General features: G+C 65.5%; 3 protein-coding genes. All 3 read left to right on the forward strand.

From position 1 onward, the window contains the following. Positions 1–732 (forward strand): phage tail sheath subtilisin-like domain-containing protein (locus C1I89_RS33675; protein WP_181391120.1); only part of this gene is annotated, 732 nt, incomplete at its 5' end. A gap of 28 nt (positions 733–760) precedes the next feature. Beyond that, positions 761–1,120 carry a phage tail tube protein gene (locus C1I89_RS33680; RefSeq protein WP_060833175.1) on the forward strand — a complete coding sequence of 120 codons (360 nt, stop codon included), beginning with the start codon at positions 761–763 and terminating at the stop codon, positions 1,118–1,120. Positions 1,121–1,123: 3 nt separating this feature from the next. Further along, positions 1,124–1,483, forward strand: a complete 360-nt coding sequence (locus tag C1I89_RS33685; protein WP_060833174.1) for a hypothetical protein — start codon at positions 1,124–1,126, stop codon at positions 1,481–1,483. The last annotated feature ends 145 nt before the right edge of the window (positions 1,484–1,628 follow it).

Here is a 1,628-nt window from a genome sequence, read left to right on the forward strand (position 1 = left end):
CCCATGCGCCAGATCGGCGGGCGGGCGTTTGCCGCCTTCCGAGGCAATCATTCGGACACGGCCACCAAGGGCAACAGCCGCAACAGCCCGCACGTCACCATCATGGGCACCAACCTGGCCGTGTCGCCGACCTGGCTGTGGGCGGCCACCGACGCCATCGTCGCGGCCGGATCGCTGGCCATCGACCCGGCGCGGCCGCTGCAGCGCCTGGCGCTGCCCGGCCTGATCGGCCCGGCCGAGCATGTGCGCTGGCGTGATGACGAGCGCAACCTGCTGCTGTACGACGGCATCGCCACCTACACGGTGGCCACCGACGGCACGGTGCAGATCGAGCGTCAGATCACGACCTACCAGGAGAACAGCGCCGGTATCGCCGACGACAGCTACCTGGACATCAACACGCCCGAAACGCTGGAGCGCATCCGCTTCGAGCAGATCAGCCTGTTCGCGCAGAAGTACCCGCGCCACAAGCTGGCCGCCGACGAGGACCGCGACTTCTACGACCCGAGCCAACCCATCATGACGCCCAAGGTTGCAATCAGCGAGCTGTTGAGCCTGTACCGCCTGACCTTCATGGGCGAGCGTGGCTGGACGCGCGACTACGCGGGCTACGCCGAGAGCATCCGGGCCAACATCGACCCGGACGATCCCAACCGGCTGAACGTCATGGACTCGCCCATGCTGATCGGCCAGTACCGCGTCCATGCGCAGCAAACGCAGTTCCGTCGCTAACGGGGCCTTAAACGGAGGATAAACAACCATGAGCGGAGCAAAAATCACCGGGGTGGCCACCATTCGCGTCGATGGCCAGGAATTCCCCACCGAGCGCGGCGCGACGCTGAATCCCGGCGGCGTGAACCGCGCCACCAAGATGGCCGGGCGCCGGGTCTTCTACAACGAGGAGCCGGTGGCCCCGACCCTGACGGCCACGGTCCTGCATACGGAAGACCTGGACATCATCGAGCTGGGCAAGATCAACAACGCCACGGTCCTGTTCGAGTGCGACAACGGCCAGGACTACATGCTGACCGGCGCCTTCGTGACCGAGACCACCGAACTGAACAGCGGCGAGGGCCAGATCCGCTTCAACATGGCCGCCCGCACCTGCGAAAGGATCTAAGACATGGACCAAACCACCGAGCTGCCCGGCGGCGTGGAGCTGACCCCGGAAGAAGCCGCGCGCGTGCGATACACCGACGACGGCGTCATCGTCACGCTGCTGGAGCCGCTGACCTTCAAGCCCAGCAAGCTGGACGACGAGCGCACCATCACCGAGCTGGCCATGCCCAACAAGATCAAGGGCAAGCACCTGCAGGCGATGGACAAGGCCAGCGGCGAAATGGGCAAGACGCTGGCGCTGCTGGCCACCCTGGCCCGCATCCCGGTGGCCGCCGCCGGCGAGCTGGACTCGCGCGACATCGACGTGGCCATGAAGGCGGTAACGCCTTTTTTGCCCAAACTCCAGGCGACTGGCCGGTACTGATCCGGTCGGTGGCCGTGGCGTTCGGCGGATTCAGTCCCGCCGATTTGCTGCAGATGGATCTGGATGACCTGGTCTGGTGGTATCGCCAGGCCGAAGCACTTGCAGAGGAGCTAAAAGCCCGTGGCTAACATGGTGACCAGCATCG

The sequence above is a fragment of the Achromobacter pulmonis genome (assembly GCF_002885955.2).
In the GTDB taxonomy this organism is placed as follows: Bacteria; Pseudomonadota; Gammaproteobacteria; order Burkholderiales; family Burkholderiaceae_B; genus Achromobacter; species Achromobacter pulmonis_A.